Genomic DNA, 17,503 nt, shown 5'->3' with positions numbered 1-17,503 from the left:
GCCGAAGCCGAGATCGGCTCCGGCGCCTTTGCCTTTACAATGGGGGCATGGAACAGATTATCTTGAACATACTCGAGGCTCTGCGTCGCGGCGAGACCGTGGATGACAAAGCGCTCGTCAAACTGATACATGCCGAGGCGCGCCGTGAGGGTGCCGACAAACGCGATTTGGCCAAGCGCCGTCTGCTGCCGTTCTACCAGCGGGTTAAACGTGAGGAGCCGGCTCGTTGGGCTGGGTGGAATGTCGATGCCGAGCTGGAACGTCAACTGCTGCAGGTGCTGCGTATGAAGCCTCGTCGCACGGCTTCGGGCGTGGCAACCATTACCGTCATCACCAAGCCGTGGCCGTGCTCGGGCGATTGCCTGTTTTGCCCCAACGACCTGCGCATGCCCAAAAGCTATTTGCATGCCGAGCCGGCGTGTGCCCGTGCAGAGCAAAACTGCTTCGATCCATATCTGCAGGTGAGCGCCCGTTTGACCGCGCTTTCGCAGATGGGTCATGCGACCGACAAGATCGAGCTCATCGTTCTTGGCGGTACCTGGAGCGACTATCCGCAAGGGTATCAGATGTGGTTTATGTCGGAGCTCTTCCGCGCGCTCAATGACGATGCCGTGGCCGGCGTGGCGGCCAACCCCATGTTGGCGCGTCCGGGCATCAGCCGTGCCGAGGCAGGGCGCCTGCTCGATGACGCTCCCGCCGATGCCCTGCCGCCGGTGGTGGCGGAGCGTCGCGAGCGCTACCGGGCTGCCGGCATTGCGACAGACGAGGCCGAGCTCGCGAGCGGCGTTGCCGACGAGCAGGGGCGTGTGGATGCTGCCGTGGGCGGCTATAACCGCGCGGTGCGTCGTCTGTACGGCCCTGGTAGGCCGTGGGGCGAGGTCGCCGAGTGGCAGACGGCAACGATGGAGGAGCTTGAGCGTCAGCAGCGCATCAACGAGACGGCGAAGCATCGCGTGGTGGGGCTCGTTATCGAGACGCGCCCCGATGCCGTGACGCCGCAGGCCCTCACGCTCATCCGCCGCCTGGGCTGCACCAAGATTCAGATGGGCATTCAGAGCCTCGACCAACATTTGCTCGATATCAACGAGCGTCGTATTTCGGTGGCTCAGATCGAGCAGGCGTTTTCGCTTGCGCGCCTGTTTGGCTTTAAGATCCATGCGCATTTTATGCTCAACTTACTGGGCGCCACGCCGGAGGGGGACAAGCGCGACTACGAGCGCTTTATGACCGAGGGGGCCTTTATGCCCGACGAGGTCAAGGTCTACCCGTGTGCGCTCATCGAGGGCTCGCGTCTGGTGGGTTGCTATGAACGTGGCGAGTGGCGTCCCTATACCGAGGAAGAGCTGCTCGATGTGTTAGCCGACGACATCGTGGTGACGCCGGCGTTCTGCCGCATCAGTCGCATGATCCGCGACTTTAGTTCCGACGACATCATGGTGGGCAACAAGAAACCCAACTTGCGCCAGCTCGTTGAGAACCGCCTGGCTGCTCGGGGGAAAGGCGCGACGGTGCGCGAGATTCGCTATCGCGAGATTAGCACGGCGGGCGCCGACTTGCATGAGCTGACCCTTGACGAGGAAGTGGCGTACGAGACGCCGGTGACGCGCGAGCGTTTTTTGCAGTGGATGACGCCGCAGGGCAAAATCGCGGGCTTTTTGCGGTTGTCGCTGCCCGACCATTCGTTTGTTGCCGCACATGCGGACGAGTTGCCGACGACGCCGGACGAGGCGATGATTCGCGAGGTGCACGTGTATGGCATGGCGGCGCGCGTGGGCGACCAGGGCCAGGCGGCGCAGCATCACGGGTTGGGGCGTTTGCTCGTAGAGCGTGCGTGCGAGATTGCCCGGGATGCGGGTTATGCGCGTATCAACGTGATTAGCGCGATTGGCACACGCGAGTACTATCGCCATCTTGGATTTTATGACCATGGCCTTTATCTGCAAAAGGAGCTCTAGATGAACAAGCCGAGTGTTTCTGCCGGCGTCGTTGCCGGCGTTGCTCTGGGAGCCGCGGCGCTTGGTGCGGCCGCTGTCGCTGTTCGTGCTGCCTGTCTGCAGGTTGCGCGAACCCGCAATGGGTTGGCGCGTGTGAAACGCGTGCACGACGAGGGCGGCGACGAAGTCCGCGTATTGGTGCAAGGCGGCGTCTACCAAAGCGCGAGTTACGTTGGCGAGCGCTGGGCGGAGCCCGTCTTTGCGTACTATCGCGCGTTTAACGACGTGTTTGAGGCCGAGGATGCGATGCGCGACGCTTATGGTCACGGTATCGACCGCATGCTTATGCTGGGCGGCGGCGGGTTTGCCTATCCTAAATTCGCCCTGATGTCGCACGAGGGCTTGCGCATAGACGTCATCGAGTATGACGGAGAGATTACGCGTCTGGCGCGCCGCTGGTTCTACCTAGACGAGCTGGAGCGCGCGGCGGGCGATCGCCTGCGGGTGATAACCGCTGAGGCTCGCTCGTATTTGGGCATTACGAGCGTGGGCCATCGTCGCTACGACGTCGTTGTGAGCGACTGCTTTGGCGGTGCCGAGCCTGTGCGTGAGCTGGCGACGGTTGAGGCGTTGCGTTTAGTGCGGGGCAGCCTGAACCCCGGGGGTATCTACGTGGCCAATATCGTGAGCGCAAACGAGGGGAGCGACGTGACGTTCCTGCGCGACTGCACTGCCACGGCACTCGGGGTATTCGCCCACGCCTGGGTGGTCCCATGTGGCGATGCGAAGTTCGGCGGCGAGGAAAACTACCTGCTCATCGCCAGCGACGGTGACTGCGCCTTTGCCGAAGCCGTGCCCTTCGACACCGACTTCCTCGGCACCGTCCTTCACGACAAATAGGTCTCCCCGACCCAAAAAGACTGGTCTTAGGCGTGGTCGCGCCAGCCGAGAACGCGCTGCTTCATGCCTTCGATGTCGAGCACGCCTTCGGCAAAGCCTTTGCGCACGAGCTCTTCTGGAACGAATTCGTCGTACCGATCAAAATAAGGCACCTCGCCGGGATAGACGAGGTCGATGGGGTCGAAGTCTTTCTCGGCTTCGGCGGCGAGCACTTCAAAGAACGTCTCCTCGTCGGCCTTCATCTTAAACTGCATAAAGTACGGGCGTGACGGGTCGAGTCCGCGAAGGCCCAACTCAGCGGCGCATTTGATTTTAAGCATGCGCTCGAGTGCTAGGAAGGCGTAGCTGCCCAACCAGGGGAAGAGCACCCAGGTGTCGCCACCCAGATTGATGAGCGGCTTAGTTCCCGCGCCCGAAATCTCGGCGGTATGACGAGCCTGCGCCAAGCGAGCCCGTGCGTTGCCCATGAGGTACGGATATGTCGCGTGCTCGTTGAGCGTCTTGCGCATGCGCTCGAGTACGTGTGTATTGATGTCACCGGGGCAGTCGCCAAAGTAGGCCGGCACCCGGCCCTTGACCTGCGTGGCAAAGACGGTGTGGCGCTTCCAGTCCACTTCCTCGACAATCCAGCAGTGTCCGGCGATGGCGATGCGCTCACCGGGCGGTGGCGGGTTGACGATCGTGCCCAATTCGGCCGACTCGCTGCGAACGGTGAACTCCTCGTTTTCCTGGAATACGGCGTAGAACTTAAAGTTGTTAATGATGCGCTCGCCCGCGAGACCCACGATGAGTCCGCCGCCCTCGGTGACCTGGATATGGTCGATCTTAATGAGGTGACGCAGCAATACGCGATAGTCATCGGCCGAGATGCGATGGAAATAGCTCAGTGTGAGCACGCGCTGGGCAAGTTCGGCCGGCGTGAGCTCTCCGGTGCTGGCGAGGGTCGACATGGTCTGGTGATAGAGCAGACTGTAGGGGAGTCGATCGAGCTCAGGCGGCTCGACCCATTTTTCCTCGCGATAGAGTTGTACGAGCGCGATGCCCTGCAGGAGCTTCCAAGGAATGGTCTCGGGCATCATCGTGCGTGGCTCGGGTTCTTCCTCGCGCATGACAAACCACATCTCGGGCGGAAGGTCGCGACGGCCTGTGCGCCCCATGCGCTGCAAAAAGGAACTGACGGTAAACGGCGCGTCGATCTGGAAGGCACGCTCCAGACGGCCGATATCGATGCCAAGCTCAAGCGTAGAGGTGGTGACGGTCGTCTGTGCCTGCTCCTCATCGCGCATGAGTTCCTCGGCCGTCTCGCGCAGCGATGCCGAAAGATTGCCGTGATGAATGAGGAAACGGTCGGGCTCGTGCCGGTTCTCGCAGTAGCTACGCAGCATGGAGCACACGGCCTCTGCCTCTTCGCGCGAGTTGGCAAAGACCAGGCACTTGCGGCCGCGCGTATGCTCAAAGATATAGCCCATACCGGGGTCGGCGTTGTCGGGCGCCGTGTCGGTGGGGTTGAGAAGCGCCTGCTCGGTCGCTCGTGGGATGTCGACTTCGCCCTCGGGGGCCGAGGAAGTGCGACGGTCTTTGGGAGCGGCTTTGCCCCGTGCCCGCTCACGACGTTGACGGCGCTCCTCTTGTGTGAGCTGTCCGCTGTGACGCATGTCTTGGGCGCCGGCGGGCAGTGCCGCGGATGCCGCCTCGATGCGCTCGCACGCAAGCACTTCGGCCTCTTGAGGACCCGTGCTCTCGAATCCCCGCTGCTGTGCCTGGGGACCCGAGTTGTAGAAGTGCTCCATGGAGATGCGCCACACGCGACGCGGTTCCTCAAAACGGGGGATAACGCAGTCGCGTCCCGTTCCCTGCGAGAGAAAGGCGCCCGTGCGCTCGGGGTCGCCGATGGTGGCCGAAAGGCCAATGCGGCGGGGCTGCACGCCTGCCATGCGCGAGAGGCGCTCGATAAGACAGAGCGTCTGCCCGCCGCGGTCGCCGCGCATGAGCGAATGAACCTCGTCGATGACGACGTAGCGCAGGTCGCAAAACATGCGCGGGATCGCCATGTGCTTATGGATCAGGAGCGCCTCGAGCGATTCGGGCGTAATCTGAAGGATGCCGCTCGGCTTTTTGATGAGTTTGGCCTTGTGCGACTGCGAGACATCGCCATGCCAGTGCCAGACAGGGATATCGGCCTCTTCGCATAGGTCGTTGAGGCGGACGAACTGATCATTGATGAGTGCCTTGAGGGGGCCGATGTAGAGGGCGCCAACGCTTGCGGGCGGGTTCTCCCAAAACTCGGTCAGGATGGGAAAGAAGACTGCCTCGGTTTTGCCGGAAGCTGTGGATGCCGTCAGGAGCACATTGTCCTGCGTATTAAAGATGGCGTCTGCCGCTGCAACCTGGATAGAGCGCAGACTCTCCCAATCGTGGGAGTAGATGAAGTCTTGGATAAACGGGGCGTAGCGGTCAAAGGCGTTCACGGGGCCTCCTTTCAAAAACGAATCTCTCAACGCGGTGGGCAGTGGCTTGCTGCATTAATGCCTCGACGTTTGCCCAGATAAAACCTGCCAAAATAAACCTGTCCCTTTTTGGCAGGTTAGATGGTGAATTCGGCGAAGTTACGGTCGCCGCCTGCGGTATCGGTGTCGCCTGTTGCGGTTGCTGGCGCCAGCGCGTCACCGCCGACGCTTTGCAGCAGCTCGGCTACGTTGGCGTCGGGGTTCTGGCATAGGATGTCGAGCAGCTCGATAAAGTCACGAATAACTTCACGCGGCGTCAGATGCGTATCGGCTCCCACACGATCGAACTCGATCTTGAGGAAGTCCACCAAGTCGTTCTCGGTAAGCGTGGGCGTCCAGCCAAAGTAGCCGGCGTGAATTTGCATGAGTTTTTCGATCAGCACCAGCAGCTCCTCATAGGTGAGTGGCTGCAGGCGGATGATGGGTGCGAGCATGTCCTTAAGGTCCTCGCGCGCAAAGCGACCCTGAGCGAGCCGGCTGCGCAGAGCCTCGTAGGAGAACACGCCGCGGCGGCGGTCTTCGATGGAGGTTGGAGTGCCGCCCATGATCATGCCCAGGTACTGCGCCTTGCCCTGGAGCGTGTCGTTGTACATAGTCAGGATCTTCTCGTAGTTGTATTGGCGCGTGATCGCGTTGGGAATCTTGTACAGATTCACGAGTTCATCGATGAGCACCAGCATGCCCTTGTATCCGCTGCAGACCAAAAAGCGTGCAATGAGTTTGACGTAGTCGTACCAGTCGTCATCGCTGATGATGGTCGAGGAGCCCAGCTCGGCGCGTGCCTCGCTCTTGGTGCGGTACTCGCCGCGAATCCATTTGGTCACGCGGCTCATGGCCTCTTCGTCGCCCTCGGATACGGCCGTGCGATAGCGGCGGAGCATGCGGGTGAAGTCAAAGCCGTGGACCATCTCCTCGAGCGGGGCCAGTTGGGTATTGACGACCGACTCGTCGACGTCGGCACACGAGGCGACCCAGCGATCCAGAATAAGGTTGAGCGCACCGCCCTCGGGGCGCGTCTTGGTCGATATATTGCGGATGAGCTCGCGGTAGGTGGCAAGGCCCTGTCCTTGACCGCCCTGCAGGCGGCGCTCGGGCGACAAGTCGGCATCAGCGACGACGAATCCCTCGCCCATGGCGTGCGTGCGGATGGTCTGGAGCAAAAAGCTCTTGCCGGCGCCGTAACGACCGACCAGAAAGCGGAAGCTCGCGCCACCGTCGGCGATGAGACTCAGATCGGTGAGCAGGGCGCGGATCTCGACCTCGCGCCCTACGGTGATGTAGGGAAGGCCGATGCGCGGGACCACGCCGCCCTTGAGCGAGTTTAGGATAACGGCGGCGACGCGTTTGGGTACGCGGGGCGCTGCGGATGCGGTATCACTCATGGTCTAGGTATCCTCTCACGTCTGCTTCGTAATCCTCGATAATTTGCGGTCCTGCCGCGCCGAATTCGATAACGGTGTCGCCCACCAGGTCAAAGAGCGCTTCGTTGATGGTATCGACGAGCATGTCCTCGCTCTGCCCCGATTGCACTACCGCCGATTCCGCCTGTACTGCGTTGTGCTCGAGCAGCGCGCGGAGATAGGCGTCTGCGGCAGGCGTGAGTTCGTTCGTGGCGTCAGCGGGCGCAACAGCTGCGAACGCGGGCGTCGGCGCGAGAAGCGGTGCCACGACACCAAACTGTTCGGTGGATATGGTTGGCTCGTCGGTCTCGTCCTGCCGAATGGGTGCCGCGACCGCCTCGACAATCGCGTCGGCTACGGGCTCGGCTTCCGGTTGCCCTGAGTCCGCTGCCTCGGCTTCCACAGGTGCGCCGTCCTCGCGCTCTTCATCGATCAAAAGCGCTTCGCGCGTTTGCGCGGCGGCGCTTCGAATGTGCCCCAGCTGACTCAGATCGATATCGATCTTGACGGGCTGGTGTGCGGCGTCCCACGAAAGCCATGCCACAATCTCGTCATCGATAATCTTGGCCAGATATTTGGGGACCTTTTCTTCCTTAAGGGGATGGGCGGGGTCCAGCGCCAGGCGCAGGCGTTGGTCGCAGGCGCGCATCATTTCACCGAGCTTGCTGCTCTTTTGCCTGCTGCCGTGGATGCGCATGCATTCCCAAAAGCCGTTTTGGCAACGGTAGATATGGATAGGATCCAGGCGATATTCGCAGTCCTCGTGGCGCTCGGGCGCAAAGAACACGGCCGAGGCAAACATGGTATAGGGCATGGCCGTCTCCTCCCCAAACAAGCTCGCCACGATACCGGTCTTTCGGTGCGTGTCATAGTAACGCGCCATACGGACATACACGGCGCATGCCACGTGGCGCAGGTCGCGATGGTGGCTGCGATCGAGTCTTGAGTTATTGAGGTTATACGTGGAGAGGGCGTTGATAGCGGCCATGAGTCGCTCCTCGCGCGCCTCGTCGGGCGGAAGGGGGAGGATCGGCTCAGAGGATTTACGACGTTTGGGGGCCTGCCCGGACGGCGCCGGTGCAGGCGCAAGGTCTCGAGCTGCGCGCCGCAGCTCGATAAGGGCGTTATCGAACATGACGGTTTTAGAGTCGCGAAGCAGCTTGGGATCGAGCCCGTGGAACACGGCGTAATCCTGCAGCCACACGCGTGCAAACCGGTCGATACCGGGCTCGAAGGCACGATAAGCATCCCAAAAGGTCTTGATCTTGCTAAAACCATCGAGCGGGCCATCTACGCCAATGCCGCAGATCAGTTCATAGAGATACAGGAAGGCAAAGGACGTAGACGTTTCTTCGACGGTTCCGCGGCGTACCCGTGCGCGCCAGGTAAAGTACCCGCGCAGCTGGCGATCGCTCATGGCGTTGTAGGTTGGGAAGTACGACTTGAACGTACCGTTATAGGGGCAATCGTCCTCAAAGTCAGCCATCAGCTGGCCTTGGCGGTAGAAAAGTTCGGCTTCCGAAAGCCAGCGTCCCGCACCGCCTTTGGGGTCATCCTGCCAGCGCGATATCTCGCGCATCTTGCGGTACTGGTCGGGAAGGAAATTCTGCATCTGACGACCGGTTTTGAGAATCGGCTCGTCTGCGTAGACTTCGTTTGAGAAACGGGCGGACTGATGGGTCCGGGCCTCGGCCATAATGCGCTCGATGAGCATCTTGATGTCCTGGTCGGCCACCGCTTCTCCTCTCCTAACGCAGCTTCGGTGACCTCATATCATAGCACAGCATCAAACAGGTGTTCGAGATGCCGCTATGTAGATAGATTTAGAACAGGAGGGCGTAGATGACGGCTATGACAACGGAGGGGAGCATATTGGCCGTGCGGAAGGTCTGGGGACGGATGAGATTGACGCCGACGCAGAAGATGAGCATAGAGCCCACGAGCGATAGGCTGTCGAGGGCGGCGGTGGTCATGATGGGGGAGAGCGCGCCGGCAAACAGCGTAATCGTTCCCTGGAACACGGCGACGGGCAGGGCCGAGAAGATGCAGCCGCGTCCGAGCGAGGCCGTCATGGTGCAAACGATGATGCAGTCCAGTGCGCCCTTGAGAGCGAGCGTGGACCAGTCGCCGAGCAGGCCGTCCTGAATCGAGCCCACGATGGCCATGGCACCGATGCACACCGTGAGCGATGTCGAGACAAAGGCGTTGGTGAACTCGTTGTCACCCTCGCTGCCGGTTTTTCGCTTGAGCCATTCGCCAAGGTTCTCGATGGCGGCCTCCAAGTTGATGGCCTCGCCGATGAGCGAGCCGAGGGCGAACGAGACAATGAGCATGGTGGTACCGGTGGTCGCCAGCGCCTTTCCATCGATAAGGAGCATCTTTTGCATGGTGCCGCCAAGGCCGATAAACAGGACGCACAGCCCCGATGCTTTCATGAGCGTGTCTTGGATGCGCGGTGTAATGAAGCGACCGCCCGCTAATCCCAAAAGACCGCCCGCAACTAAAAGCACAACGTTGATGATTGTTCCCAAGCCCGGCATGAGCCCTCCCGTATTGATGCCAACGTGGCAATCGTAGCAGAGTGGAATGCGAGGTACATCGCGACTCATCTAATACGTTATATAAGTTGTATTAGCAACGACGCGCAGCATGTAAGCCTCAGGTGGTTGTCGGGACATAGGGATAGTATTCAAAGCGCAGTGTCATAAGCCGCTGCGGGAATTCAATAGCCGCGGCGATGATATTGGCATCGCGGGCACGATCAAACCCTTCGAGCTCGATCTGGTACGAGACGTCTTGCATAATGTCCAGACGTCGCCAGGCTAGGAGTGTGTCGCCATCGAATTCCAAGGTCTTGCCTCCGTCTGGAGCAACGGCGTATAGACGCAGCTTGGCGGTGGTTGCAGGGTCGACAGCTGTGACCTTTTTAATTTCGTTTCGAGTATTCTTGGCGCCCAACAAGGTGAGCAGTGTTGGGGCCACGACCTCGCCCGATGGCAAAAAGACGACTTCGATGGATTCGGGAAATGCGATGATAGCCGACTTGCGGACGGGCTGATTGGCGGCGGCAACTTCGATGTTCGCAGCGTCGATGACCTCTGTGTGGTCGAGCGCGGCAAGCACGCAGCAGTTACCTTCATCGATCTCTTGAGGATCAGCAAGCCCCAGACTGTCCGCGAGCTCGGGATCGTTTGGATCGGTAGCGGGCTCATTCGGTGCTTCGAAAGAAGCTGGGACGCTGTTTGTCGGCGACGGCGTGTCGCCCGCACCTGCTTCTTTATCCGCGCTCTCTTCTTGTATGGTTGCGTTGATGGGTTCGTCGTTTGGGGGGAGCGTCTTGGCGTCAAGCGCGGAGGGGAGAATTCCGATGGCTCCGGATCCGTTCCACTCCATTTCGAGAAGCGCCGGGTCGGCAAGAATGCGTTGCCTGCTTTGCGCGTGGGCATCGATTTCAATAGGGCCTGCCTCTATCCCTCGTGTAAGGCTGAGTGATCCGGCTGGCTTCTCGAAATGAGCGTCTGTGTCTTTGGTGCTGACGGCGTAGAACAGCAGGGACGCTTCTCCCGCCGCGATGGCATCGGTGCCGGCTTTGGTCAGCCGCAACGATGCCGTGAATGAGAGGGTGGGCTGCGTGTCGTCTGCATTCGCGGCGGCGCAGCCCAGACATATACCGCCTCCTTTCTCAAAAAACGTACCGTCGAAGGCGACCTTCGCTCCGTTCGCCGAGTCATCGACCGAAGCGATGTCGATGCGCATTTCTAAATTGCATGGATCGCCATCCGCATCGAGCACAACCGAGCGCCACGTGCAGACGGCGCACCCCGCCTGGGAGCCGTTTGCCTTGTTCGAACGCTTGATATCCACGACTATCGAGCCGTCCGTATTACGACGAAGGCATCCCGAGGTTGAGATCGCGGCCTGTGCGATCGAAAAACGCTCGCACGCAATGGTGCTCGACGGATTTGGAGCGGAACTTAGGGCTGCTGGTAAGGAGCCTGCCATGACGGGAGTCGCCCAAGCGGCGACAGGCGTTCCGGTTGCGAGCGCGCCGCAGAGTGCGACGACGGGCAAAAGGTTCTTCGATGCCATGGGGTCTCCTTAGCTAATTTAGTGCGGCCTGTCCATGTTTTGTTTCTGGCTGCGTTTGATGTGCAGACCGAGGCCGGCGGTTCCTGCGCCTGCTGCTGTGGCGCCTGCTGCCAAGAGCCATCGTCTGTCGCCTGTCTGCGCCAACGGTTCCTCACGGTCGCCGCGGTCGAGCTCCGAGAGGTCGACCGTCACTTGCGTGGCGGCCTGCGCCTGTTCTTGCTGGGCAAAGGCCATGGCTGGCCCAAACGCTAGGATGCTGACGGCGGCGGCCAGGGCGACGGCCTTATGCCGTGTGCGCACCGGGCTCGACCGTCCAGGTGATCGTCGCAACCTGATCGCCTTCGCCGGTTACGCGGAAGATGTCGCGCGTGACGCGGGCGACGTTTCCGCTTGTCTTGAGCTTGATTTTGTCCGTGCCGCCGGCAATGCCCTGGTAGCCCATGTCGAAGGCTGCATTCTTGGAAAGATCGAGGCCCGTCCCCTGCATTGCGGCGCTGGCGTTCTGGAGTGCGCCGTCGGGGCCGACCTTAAAGTCGATGGAGTTCTGCGCGGTTCCGGCCTTGGCGTCGGCGGCAATGGTCCAGGTGTTCATGGCATCGATCTTCATGTTGGTGACATGGATGCCGTAGGCCGAATGATTGTCGATGGTGGTCGCGTCTTCTGAGGGGCCCTGAAGCGTGCCGTCGGCCTTGGCGACGAAGGGAATAACCGTCGGAACTTTGAACTCAACGTTGTCGATCTCGGTCCTGACCATTACCTTCGTGGTTCCAACGCGCCCGGCTGCCATAGCTGGCGTCGGGGCGGCGCCCATTGCGAGCGCGAGCGCGAGCCCTGCGCCCACGACGAGCGCTCTGGCTCCGTTCATGTTCCTGGTGATGTCCATGGTCGTTCCTTTCTATTCGCCGCGGGGCCGTCCCCGCGATGATTGGACGAATGCTGGTGAATTGCGCGCGGTGTCGCGTCGGCCGGAAAAGCTAGTTCTCGGCTTGCTCAACCCGTACCTTGACGCGCGTCGGGTTGCCGTGACTGTCATAGGTCTTGGCGTCAAGCGCCTGGATCTCGATATACGCCTCGCCTTCTTTGATGTCGCCGGCGGGGCACGTCTCGATTGTCTTGCCAGTCTCGACCACACCGGATTCGTACATGGTCTCGTCGTTTTGGATGACGCGGAATCGCTGGGGAAATTTATTGTCTTGGACGTTTTGCACGTTGACGCGCAGCTTGCCGTCCTCCTGCAGCTGAGCGACCGGCGCGACCGAAATCGTCATCATGTTGTCGCGGACGATGGCGTCGAGTTCATCTTGGATTTCCTGACGCGTTTTGCCCTCGGCCGTCGTGACCGAAGCGCCCGCCTCGGGTACGGGCTGCGACTGCCAAGCGTATAGTCCTACGGCGACAAGGGCACAGACGATGGCCAGGCAGGCAGCGATGAGCTTCTTGCGACGACCCAGGCCTGCAAAGTGGGGTGGCTTCTTCGCGCTCATGCGGCATCCTTGGCGGTATAGATGCGCGCAAAGGTGGACGGGTCCGCTCCAAAGAGCATGTGAAGCATCAGACGGCGCGAGTAGACGAGCTCTTCGAAGTCGGGAGGGAGCTCGATGTCGTGGATATGCGCGATATGGTGGGCGAGCGCCGAGAACGACTCGGGGTCGCAGATCACATCGGTGGTAACGTGGTAGACCGCCGTATCGGGGAATGCCTCTTCGTCGAAAGGCAGGAGATGGGGATCGTCGTCGACTTCGATGGCGATGCCGTACTGGGGCCAGTAATATGCCATGGGAACCTCCCTGCTTCTGGGGCCAAAACTTCTGTCGGTTTTGGCTGTCGATGCCGACGGTATCAGCCGCTACTTGACCAATTGCTGACCAAATGCTTGACGGATTGGTGTCTCCGCAGGTAAAAGGCGGCAAAAAATACTCCAACTTTTTTCGAGTGACAATCGCGCGGTCGGCGACGGCGGGGCCATATGTGTCAAAAGCATCGTCTGCCGAGGAAATCAAGCCGCTCGCCGAATTGCACGAACGTAAAAATCGCCAATTATGGAGACGGTCTCGAACACGTCGACGAAACGATGCGGTAACATCTCCCTGCAAACACTGTAGTTAGCTAAAGGGGGAGTTCGCGTGTCTGCAACCATCAAACCCTTCACCGACGAGTTCGAAGAGTATGGTCGCGATGAGTCTCGCGCATCGGGCGAGGCCTCGAGCATCTCGTTTCCGACAACGGAAGACGAGGTCCGTGCCATTTTGGAAAAGCTCCATGCCGAGCGTGTCCCGGTAACGGTTCAGGGCGCCCGAACCGGCCTTGCCGCCGGTGCCGTGCCCCACGGCGGGCATATCCTCAATACTTCCCGTATGAATCGCTACTTGGGCCTTCGCCGCGATGAACAAGGCCAATTTCTGCTGCGCGTGGAGCCGGGCGTTGTGCTCTCGGAGCTGCGCAAGCAGCTGAGCAAGAAGGTGCTGCCGACTGCTGGTTGGGACCAGGCATCGCTTGAGGCCTACGAGGAGTTCCAAGAGGCCCCCGAGCAGTTCTTTCCCACCGATCCCACCGAGGCGTCTGCCTGTCTGGGCGGCATGGCGGCATGTAACGCCTCCGGTGCCCGCAGCTACGCCTACGGTCCCATGCGCCCACATATCACGGGACTCCACGTCGCGCTGGCTGATGGCGATTTGCTTGAGCTTCAGCGCGGCGAGGCTTTTGCCCAGGGCCGCCACCTGTCGCTCGTGACGGCAGCGGGCTGTACGCTCGAGCTCGATCTTCCCGGCTATACCATGCCCAAGACAAAAAATGCCTCAGGCTATTTCGTCGCTGACGATATGGATGCCATCGATCTGTTTATCGGTGCGTGTGGCACACTCGGCGTCATCACCGAGCTCGAGATTGCCCTGCAGGCGGCGCCTGCGGTCGTTTGGGGCGTGAGCTGCTTCTTTGACAGCGAAGACAAGGCTGTGTCCTTCACCGATTCTGTGCGTCCCGTCCTCTCCCACGCGGCTGCCATCGAATATTTCGATGCGGGCGCTCTGGATATCCTGCGTCGTCAGCGCGAGCAGTCGACGGCGTTTGCCTCGCTGCCGGCGCTCGACAAAGAGGCCATGGTCTGTGTCTACGTGGAGCTCGACTGCGATGACGAGGCCCAAGCGACCGAGGAACTGTACCACCTGGGATGGGTGCTCGAGTTTGCGGGTGGCCGCGACGATGCGACATGGGTCGCGCGCACCGAGGTTGATCGCGAGTGCCAGCGGTTCTTCCGCCATGCGGTCCCCGAGAGCGTCAATATGCTTATCGACGAGCGTCGCCGCACGGATCCCACCATTACCAAACTGGGATCGGACATGTCGGTGCCCAACGCGTGCCTTGCCGATGTCGTTGCGCTCTATCGCCGCACACTGGCCGAAAGCGGGCTTGAATCTGCTGCTTGGGGGCACATCGGTAACAACCATCTGCATGTGAACATTCTGCCGCGCGATGCGCAGGACTACCGTCGCGGTGGCGAGCTGTTTGCCCAGTGGGCTGCGGAGGTAACGGCTATGGGCGGTGCCGTTTCTGCCGAGCACGGCGTCGGCAAGATCAAAGCGGGCTTCTTAGAGACGATGTACGGTCACGAGGCCATGGTCGAGTCGGCGCGGCTCAAGCTCCAGCTCGATCCCGACGGGCAGCTGGGTCGCGGCAACCTGTTTTCGGAGAAGCTCTTGGATGAGCTCGTCCAGAAAGGGGGCGCGTGAAGATGAGCGATTTCCATATGGCGGTGTGCGTCAAGGCCGTGCCGGGCAGCACCGAGGTCAAGATGGACCCCAAGACCAATACCATCGTGCGCGATGGCAAGCAGACGGTCATTAATCCCTTTGATGCGAGCGCTTTGGAATGCGCGCTGGCGCTGAAGGACGACTTTATCGGCTTTGGCATGGATGTGCGCGTGACGGTGGTGTCGATGGGCATCCCCGCGACCGAGTCGCTGCTGCGCGACTGCATCGCTCGAGGCGCCGACGACGCGCTGCTGCTGACCGATCGCGCCTTTGCAGGTGCCGATACCCTGGCGACCACCTATGCTCTCAAATGCGGCATCGAGGTGCTCGACGAGGACTTCGACCTGCTCATCTGCGGCAAGATGGCGGTGGATGGCGATACGGCCCAGATTGGTCCCGAGCTCGCCGGTGCCTTTGAGATTCCCTGCGTGACCGACGTGAGCTGCGTGCAAAGCGCGGGCTTTACGACGTGTGGCTCGCTGGCGCTCGTTCACGGATGCGATGCCGGCGAGGAGACGGTGTGTCTTGAGATGCCGTGCGCGATGACGACTGCCAAGGAGATTGGCCAGTTGCGTATGCCGAGTATTGCCGGTATTCGCGCGGCGGAGGAGGCGGACGTGTGCGTGGTCAGTGCCGCTGACGTGAACGCCGACCCCGCGCGTTGCGGTCTTGCCGGGTCGCCGACACAGGTCGTGCGCTCGTTTGTGCCCGACCGTGACCAAACGTGCGAGGCCGTTGAGGGGACGGCGTCCGAGCAGGCGGTAGAACTTGCCAAGATTATCGAGGGGATGGCATAGATGAGCGGACTGATTATCGATAGCGAAGCCTGTATCGGCTGCGGTCGCTGCGTTCGCGCCTGCGCCTCGGGCGGCATTGTGGTGGAGGGCGAGCGTCCCAATCGCTGCGCCCGCGTGACCGAAGGCTGCATCTTGTGCGGCGGGTGCGTCGATGCCTGTCCCGTCAACGCTATCTCGATCGAGCGAGACGAAGCTGCCGGCGCGGCAGACCTTGATGCATATCGAGACATTTGGGTATTCGCGCAGACCGACGAGCACGATACGGTGAATCCCGTTGCCTATGAGCTCATGGGCAAGGGCCGCGAGCTTGCCGATGCTCGTGACTGCCGTCTGGTGGCACTGGCCGGCATGGGCCCCGAGGGTTCTCTCGGCGACCTGGAGCATCTGGTTTGCGCGGGCGCCGACGAAGTCCTGGCCTGTCGCGACGAGCGCCTGCGCCAAAACGATGCGGAGGTCTACGCCCGCTTGATCTGCGATTTGGTAGCCGAACGCAAACCCGAGGCCATCCTATACGGTGCGACCGCTTTTGGCCGCGAACTGGCACCCGGCGTTGCCGTGCGCTTGCAGACGGGCCTTACGGCTGACTGCACCGTACTTTCGATGGATACGGAGACGGGACTGCTGCAACAGACGCGTCCGGCGTTTGGCGGCAACCTAATGGCCACCATCGTCTGCCCCAATCATCGTCCCCAGATGGCAACGGTTCGTCCCGGCATCTTTAAGGCGCCCGACTTTGACTACGGCCGCTCCGGCACGATCACCCAGATATCGCTTGCGGATGATGCTAAGGCTCGTGTCGAGATCTCGATTCCCGCCGAGGAGTGGGGGCAGCAGGCCTCGATCGCCGATGCCGAGCGCTTGGTCGTGGTGGGCCGCGGCATTGGCTCCAAGAAGAATCTGCCCCTGATGCGAAGGCTCGCCGAGGCTCTGGGAGCCGAGCTTGGTTGCACGCGACCTGTCGTGGAGGCCGGCTGGTTGGAGTATCGCCATCAGATTGGCCAGACCGGCGTATCGGTTTCGCCCAAGCTTCTCGTGAGTATCGGTGTTTCGGGCGCCATCCAGCATCTTGCCGGCATCGGTGGGGCGGAGTGCATTATCGCCATCAACGAGGACCCGGATGCCCCCATTTTTGGTGCTGCCCAGTACAAGGTTGTTGGGGACGCCGTCGAGGTCGTCGAGGAGCTGCTGGCCCAGCTTGAGCGCTAGGCGCTTGCTAACCAGTCGCGCATCTCGTCCTTTAGGCGGCTCCAGGTTGCCTGCGTGGCGGGGTCGGTAAAGGGCTGTGTAATGCCAAAGGGCGCGTCGAGCAGGCGGTGGATATCGCCCTGTTCGCGCGCCAGCGCGCGGCTTGCTGGATAGACGAGCTCAAACATAAAGCAGATGAGTCCCACCAGGTAGTCTGCGGGCTCGTTGCGTTCATCGCGTGCGACGCAGCGGTGCTCGTCAAAGGCGGCAAGTGTCGGCGACGAGAAACGACTGCCGAGAAACGTCTTCTCGTCCACCTTAAGGATGGTGTCGACGGTGCTGTCGGCGATGGTGCGCATAATGTCGATCTTGTCACCATCGCGCACGATATCGCAGAAGCTTCGCGTGCGCACGTCGAGCTGCGCGGGTAGACGGAAATCGCTGTGATAGGCAATGCTCGCTCGGATGAGCTCATCTTCTGCCGGGTCATCGATAAAGTCGCGGATGCTTGTTACGGCGGGTGCATCGGCGGGATTCTCGCCAAAGAGGACCTCGATGCCCAGCGCCGCATGGCTCATGCTCTCGGCGTCCTTAAAGGTGTCCCAGCGTCGCAGCTGCTCAAAGCGGCCCATATCGTGTAGCAGGCCGCAAAGCCATGCCAGGTCAATATCTTCTGACGACCAGCCCTGCTCGCGCGCTACGGCATCGCATGCCTCGGCCACGTGGTACGTATGCTCGATTTTGAGCGCGATGCGTGGGTTAGCGGCATCATAGGCATCGGTGTAGCTTTTGAAGGCCGCGGTCGCCCGGCCCCGATCGATAGCTGTCATAATGACTTCCTAAAAAGTTTGCGTTGTTCGATCCGGTGGCAATTGTAGGTGAACTCGGTTGCTGTCGGATGATGATTCTGCCGTGTCGCTACATGCGGTTCGGAGACCTTGTCAG

At 61.0% G+C, this 17,503-nt stretch carries 15 protein-coding genes; 5 read left to right on the top strand and 10 right to left on the bottom strand.

The genetic code is table 11. From position 1 onward, the window contains the following. Positions 1 to 47: 47 nt before the first annotated feature. Positions 48 to 1,955, top strand: a complete 1,908-nt coding sequence (locus I2H19_RS06155) for an elongator complex protein 3 (protein ID WP_195621986.1) — start codon at positions 48 to 50, stop codon at positions 1,953 to 1,955. Then, the gene (locus tag I2H19_RS06150) at positions 1,956 to 2,834 is read left to right on the top strand and encodes a spermidine synthase (RefSeq protein WP_195621983.1); all 879 of its coding nucleotides are present in this window, start codon (positions 1,956 to 1,958) and stop codon (positions 2,832 to 2,834) included. It abuts the gene before it with no gap. 26 nt (positions 2,835 to 2,860) lie between these two features. On the opposite strand, the gene I2H19_RS06145 is transcribed toward I2H19_RS06150, so the two are convergent. From I2H19_RS06145 to I2H19_RS06105, 9 genes are all read right to left on the bottom strand, one after another. After that, a complete protein-coding gene (locus tag I2H19_RS06145) occupies positions 2,861 to 5,302 on the bottom strand; it encodes a DEAD/DEAH box helicase (RefSeq protein ID WP_195621981.1) in 2,442 nt (813 codons plus the stop codon). Between the two features lie 116 nt (positions 5,303 to 5,418). After that, positions 5,419 to 6,723, bottom strand: a complete 1,305-nt coding sequence (locus tag I2H19_RS06140; RefSeq protein ID WP_195621979.1) for an ATP-binding protein — start codon at positions 6,721 to 6,723, stop codon at positions 5,419 to 5,421. After that, entirely contained in the window at positions 6,716 to 8,476 is a 1,761-nt protein-coding gene (locus tag I2H19_RS06135) for a TerB N-terminal domain-containing protein (protein ID WP_249934404.1), read from the bottom strand. Before I2H19_RS06135 ends, I2H19_RS06140 begins: the two co-directional genes overlap by 8 nt. An 88-nt stretch (positions 8,477 to 8,564) precedes the next feature. Next, positions 8,565 to 9,350, bottom strand: a complete 786-nt coding sequence (locus I2H19_RS06130) for a DUF554 domain-containing protein (RefSeq protein ID WP_229089807.1) — start codon at positions 9,348 to 9,350, stop codon at positions 8,565 to 8,567. A gap of 49 nt (positions 9,351 to 9,399) precedes the next feature. Continuing rightward, positions 9,400 to 10,830: a hypothetical protein gene (locus I2H19_RS06125; protein WP_195621978.1), complete on the bottom strand. Its 1,431-nt coding sequence runs from the start codon at positions 10,828 to 10,830 to the stop codon at positions 9,400 to 9,402. An 18-nt stretch (positions 10,831 to 10,848) separates the two neighbouring features. Continuing rightward, positions 10,849 to 11,064, bottom strand: a complete 216-nt coding sequence (locus I2H19_RS06120; RefSeq protein WP_138340698.1) for a hypothetical protein — start codon at positions 11,062 to 11,064, stop codon at positions 10,849 to 10,851. Between the two features lie 49 nt (positions 11,065 to 11,113). Beyond that, complete coding sequence (locus tag I2H19_RS06115) at positions 11,114 to 11,713, bottom strand: hypothetical protein (protein WP_022095047.1); 600 nt, start codon at positions 11,711 to 11,713, stop codon at positions 11,114 to 11,116. 91 nt (positions 11,714 to 11,804) lie between these two features. Continuing rightward, positions 11,805 to 12,314 carry a hypothetical protein gene (locus I2H19_RS06110; protein ID WP_195621977.1) on the bottom strand — a complete coding sequence of 170 codons (510 nt, stop codon included), beginning with the start codon at positions 12,312 to 12,314 and terminating at the stop codon, positions 11,805 to 11,807. After that, entirely contained in the window at positions 12,311 to 12,607 is a 297-nt protein-coding gene (locus I2H19_RS06105; protein ID WP_118376795.1) for a hypothetical protein, read from the bottom strand. Before I2H19_RS06105 ends, I2H19_RS06110 begins: the two co-directional genes overlap by 4 nt. Before the next feature lie 346 nt (positions 12,608 to 12,953). Here I2H19_RS06105 and I2H19_RS10075 point away from each other — a divergent pair, with 346 nt between their 5' ends. From I2H19_RS10075 to I2H19_RS06090, 3 genes are read left to right on the top strand one after another with little or no spacing between them, the layout of a single operon-like run. After that, entirely contained in the window at positions 12,954 to 14,555 is a 1,602-nt protein-coding gene (locus I2H19_RS10075; protein WP_138340706.1) for an FAD-binding oxidoreductase, read from the top strand. Positions 14,556 to 14,557: 2 nt separating this feature from the next. Further along, positions 14,558 to 15,373, top strand: coding sequence for an electron transfer flavoprotein subunit beta/FixA family protein (locus tag I2H19_RS06095; protein WP_195621976.1), 816 nt, complete (start codon positions 14,558 to 14,560; stop codon positions 15,371 to 15,373). Then, on the top strand, positions 15,374 to 16,579 hold the full coding sequence (locus I2H19_RS06090; RefSeq protein ID WP_195621975.1) for an electron transfer flavoprotein subunit alpha: 1,206 nt from the start codon (positions 15,374 to 15,376) through the stop codon (positions 16,577 to 16,579). Here I2H19_RS06090 and I2H19_RS06085 read toward each other — a convergent pair. Then, positions 16,576 to 17,388 carry an HD domain-containing protein gene (locus tag I2H19_RS06085; protein WP_195621974.1) on the bottom strand — a complete coding sequence of 271 codons (813 nt, stop codon included), beginning with the start codon at positions 17,386 to 17,388 and terminating at the stop codon, positions 16,576 to 16,578. The two genes, I2H19_RS06090 and I2H19_RS06085, sit on opposite strands and share 4 nt — an antisense overlap. Positions 17,389 to 17,503: the final 115 nt, after the last annotated feature.

It is taken from the genome of Collinsella aerofaciens (genome assembly GCF_015560135.1).
GTDB classification, from domain to species: Bacteria; Actinomycetota; Coriobacteriia; order Coriobacteriales; family Coriobacteriaceae; genus Collinsella; species Collinsella aerofaciens_AN.
Note: the sequence above shows the minus strand (reverse complement) of the source record. Positions and strands in the feature narration are given on the sequence as shown.